6 protein-coding genes are annotated in these 3,848 nt (G+C 39.2%); 2 read left to right on the forward strand and 4 right to left on the reverse strand.

What is annotated here, in order from left to right; translation table 11 throughout:
- Both B2X72_RS09050 and B2X72_RS09055 read right to left on the reverse strand, forming a co-directional pair.
- A partial coding sequence (locus B2X72_RS09050; protein ID WP_286849245.1) for a hypothetical protein occupies positions 1–786 on the reverse strand: 786 nt, incomplete at its 3' end.
- Positions 787–824: 38 nt separating this feature from the next.
- A complete protein-coding gene (locus B2X72_RS09055; protein ID WP_075992531.1) occupies positions 825–1,013 on the reverse strand; it encodes a hypothetical protein in 189 nt (62 codons plus the stop codon).
- A gap of 249 nt (positions 1,014–1,262) precedes the next feature.
- Here B2X72_RS09055 and B2X72_RS09060 point away from each other — a divergent pair, with 249 nt between their 5' ends.
- Positions 1,263–1,946 carry a response regulator transcription factor gene (locus B2X72_RS09060; protein ID WP_088161477.1) on the forward strand — a complete coding sequence of 228 codons (684 nt, stop codon included), beginning with the start codon at positions 1,263–1,265 and terminating at the stop codon, positions 1,944–1,946.
- A 115-nt stretch (positions 1,947–2,061) separates the two neighbouring features.
- Here the strand turns inward: B2X72_RS09060 and B2X72_RS09065 are convergent, their stop codons facing one another.
- Complete coding sequence (locus tag B2X72_RS09065; RefSeq protein WP_286849247.1) at positions 2,062–2,313, reverse strand: hypothetical protein; 252 nt, start codon at positions 2,311–2,313, stop codon at positions 2,062–2,064.
- Between the two features lie 446 nt (positions 2,314–2,759).
- On the opposite strand from B2X72_RS09065, the gene B2X72_RS09070 reads away from it, so the two are divergent.
- Positions 2,760–3,167: a putative quinol monooxygenase gene (locus tag B2X72_RS09070; RefSeq protein WP_145329074.1), complete on the forward strand. Its 408-nt coding sequence runs from the start codon at positions 2,760–2,762 to the stop codon at positions 3,165–3,167.
- Positions 3,168–3,275: 108 nt separating this feature from the next.
- Here B2X72_RS09070 and B2X72_RS09075 read toward each other — a convergent pair.
- A partial coding sequence (locus B2X72_RS09075; RefSeq protein WP_286849251.1) for a glycoside hydrolase family 30 beta sandwich domain-containing protein occupies positions 3,276–3,848 on the reverse strand: 573 nt, incomplete at its 5' end.

The raw sequence follows: 3,848 nt of genomic DNA on the forward strand, positions 1-3,848 counted from the left end.
CGTCGATGAACCACCTTGGGTGAAAAGCCCGTCAGCCAATTTAACCGAAGCCGTTCCATAATTAGGGGAGATTGTACTACTAGTCATGGCGGTGATATTGCCAACTACATTGGCGGAAGTACTTTCTAGCGTAGCCTGTACCTGTGTAAATAGGTGACTTAAGATAAGATCTACGGCCAGTGTTTGGTTAGCGATTACAGTAACCGGTAACTTTTTCCATAAGATGTCGGTATCTGCGCCAGTTACGTTAAATGTAATGTTCGCCAACGCTTGATTAAAATTGATCGAAGGAAAAGTTTGACCATTTGCAACGGCGATAGCAACGAACGTGTAAGACCCTGCAGGAAGCGATAGATTCCAATTTGTACCGCTAGTCGAATAAGTTAATACCCCTGTATCTTTAACATAATTTCCCGTTGCATTGTAAACTGCAATAGCATATTTTGCTCCGCTACCTAGTGAGACGGGGGCTGTTGCCATTTTAAGCCCTGTTGATGCACGCAATACGTTGGATGAAGTAGCGGGCTCCGGTGTCAAAGTGGCCAGTACCGAAAGTTCACTATTAAGTGGAACAATGACCTCCTGGGTGTTCGAGAGTGTGTTATTTAAACTTTTGTTGTTCGATAATTTTAATTGGGGCTCCGTATCTTCATCAGCAAAGGAGGTTCCACTCATTTTTACGCTCACATTCCCTTCTGTCTCGACAGCCGTGTTGCTTTCATTTTTGCTACATGACGTGGAAAATATAATGAGGAGGATGAGCAATTGAATAAATTGATTTTTCATTTTTCTTTTTTTTGGTTAATTGATCGTCAATGGGGAGACTACCACCATCCGTCACTTTTGCTTTGAGTCTGTGATTCCTCGTTGTCCCAGGTCTGCTTTACATCTCCGGAAGTGTGCGCATTTGAACCTGCCGCAATACCATTTTCTAATAAAACGACAGTCATTTGAATCTGAGGTACCTGGTAGGGCAGTTTGCCAGTTGCAGATTTAAAAAGTTTCTTGTTCATAACAATGTATTTTATAAGTTGAAATATTTTATAGTTCTTTCGCTAGCCTAATGGCTTATTTCGTGGGCTAGTGAATTAGTCTAAGATGATATGGCATGCTTAAATTCTGTTGTAAAAGACGCGCTTTATTGCCTTACTTGGTAACTTCTAAGCGGTATATAGCATGTTTATGCTATATTTCAAGTTGGATATAACAGGAATATGCGAGGTTTGTAGCTGAATACCTACACACTTGTAAAACAGATTATTATGATTGTTTTAAATAATTATATTTGTCTTACTAGGTTAATTAAACCAGCCATATTTATGAAGACCACTAGCCATGCTGTTATCTTAGATGACCAGAAAATAGTTGCTTTTTCCTTCGCACTCTTGTTGAAGCGTGAATGTGGAATTGAATTGGTCCAATCTTTTAGCCAAGGATCTGAATTCCTTCAGTTTTTACGTGCTTTTGGAAAGCAGGAACTGTTTATTTTTTTGGATTACTATCTTCCAAATGAAAATGGACTTTCGTTGTTGACCGAGATCAGGCGTATAAATGGAGACGCAAAGGTTATTTTTTTGACGGGAGCAACAGCTCCTGCCGTGATATCGAGTATTCTTCAATACCGTCCAGAAGCTGTGTTAAGTAAATCTTGTGAATTAAGTGAAGTATTTGCCTGCTTTGAGGCCATAAAGAAAAAAGAACTATATATATGTAGTGAATTTGAGCGTATTTTATCTACATATGATAAAAAAATTAAAACATTTACACCGAGAGAGATCGAAGTATTACAATACTTTTCGGAGGGCTATAGCGTCGCTGAAACCGCTTCAAGAACCTTTTTGAGTCCACATACAGTTGTTACACATCGTAGGAAAATGATGGCAAAAGCTGAGTGTCAAACCATAGGACAAATGCTTAAATATGCCCGTGAGCATAATCTAATTTAAAACTATAGTGATGGGGAAACAGCATAATGCATCCTTAGCGATTGCTATTGATAAAAGCGCACTAATATCGTGCGCTTGTTGGAATGGATGATACGAAGAGGGGAGGATTTTGCAATTAAAACCGGTAACCTATGGATAATGCGGTGCGGATACCGGCAAATGGTCTGCTAGTGCTGAGTGTTACACCATCAGCATTTAATTCTTTTTTGATCTTCATGAGATTACTGTCAAATTCCTCTAGTTGTCTCTTTACTTCGCGTTGCTCGTCCGTATTTAATGGGTTTTCCCCTCGAACGTACCATTGTTGAAGCCATAACTGGGACCGACAATGCGCCAGTCTAAATAGATATTTTGTCCAAGCTTCCATTGGTTAGCAACAGCCACACCTCCGTTAAAAGCATTTAAGACGCCCGATATGGGTACTTCGCTGTGATAATTTGATTCGTCGACGGTAATCTTTGTGGGTACACTGTAATTGACGTATTTGAAAAAGGGTGTGACATAGAGACCAAAGATTTAATTCGATAAGATTTGATTTTTCTTGCGCTTTTAATCCAGCGATCGTACATATCCCAAGTTTAAGCACCGCAAGGTAGCGCAATTTCATTGCAGTTTTTCCAAAATTCAGGTAGCAAAGACATTGGATTATATGATTTAAGAGAAATCTAAGACATCGATATTTTGACCTAAATCCGTAAAACTGGTAGATATTTCAGTAATATATATATTGGTGTTATCATCCCGTATAACGAAATTTGTGAAGGGCTTTGATTGGAAAAAATGATCAGGCCCAAAACTTTTAAACTTAATCACATGAAATCATTATTGTCTTTGCCCTTAACGCTAATCATACTTTTCTTATGCGGGGATATTGTTCGTGGACAAGATAAGGAGTCTATGGTACGTATTGCTGAAATTGAGGTTTATGTTGAATACCTCGAAGAATACAAGACCATTTTAAAAGAAGAGGCTGCTGCATCTGTCGCGCTCGAAGAAGGTGTTGTTGCGATTTTTCCAATGTTCAAAAAAGATAATCCGACACAGATACGTATCTTGGAAATCTATCGGGACAAGCAAGCTTACCTTGCCCATTTGAAAACAGCACACTTTTTAAAGTATAAGTCTACTACGCTCCATATGGTGAAATTATTGAAGCTCATTGATATGGACGTATTAGATCCAAATACAGCAAAACTTATGTTTACAAAAATGAAAGAATAGGTGCGGAGCTAAATGGGGATTTGACGATCAGTAACATGTAGGATTTAGCGCATATCGGGTTTTAAATTATGTACTGAGGGAGCGCACTCCCTCAGTACAATTAATAAATTAAAGTTTGTTGCCTTCTAAAGTGCTTATACTTTTAGCAGGTATTGTTAAAGAATAGACCCCTGAGCTATTCGGATTTACGGTGCCAACGTTCTCCCAATGGCCCGAACTGCTTGCGGTTGTTTGGTAATTATTCAATGCGCCGCTTGCAAAACCTGTAAGGTTGATATCCAATGGAACTGCTGCGGTTCCCGTGTTGGTGACAACTAAGACAAACTTACCTGTTTGTGGATCTTTGTAAGCCGAAATCAATAAGCCATTTCCATTTTGAACCCCTACATTGATTCGCATATAACCTGCTTTGATGAATCTGGAATAATGTCCCATCACATCGTACGTTTTTGGAAATTCCAATGAACCATCACTCTTTGTACAAATAAGCGCCTCATTATTTTGAAATGCCAGCATACCTAGCCAAAACACATAAGCATTGGCGTTACAATCCGCAAGAAGCTTGTGCATATTAACCGCCAGTTTCAAGCCTCCTTCAATACCATTGTCATAATTGCCGCCATCATCGGAAGCTTCTGTCACCCACATTGGTTTACCTCCAATCACTTGTGTCCTAAATAA

This window comes from Sphingobacterium sp. UBA7253, from assembly GCF_002472745.1.
GTDB lineage: Bacteria > Bacteroidota > Bacteroidia > Sphingobacteriales > Sphingobacteriaceae > Sphingobacterium > Sphingobacterium siyangense.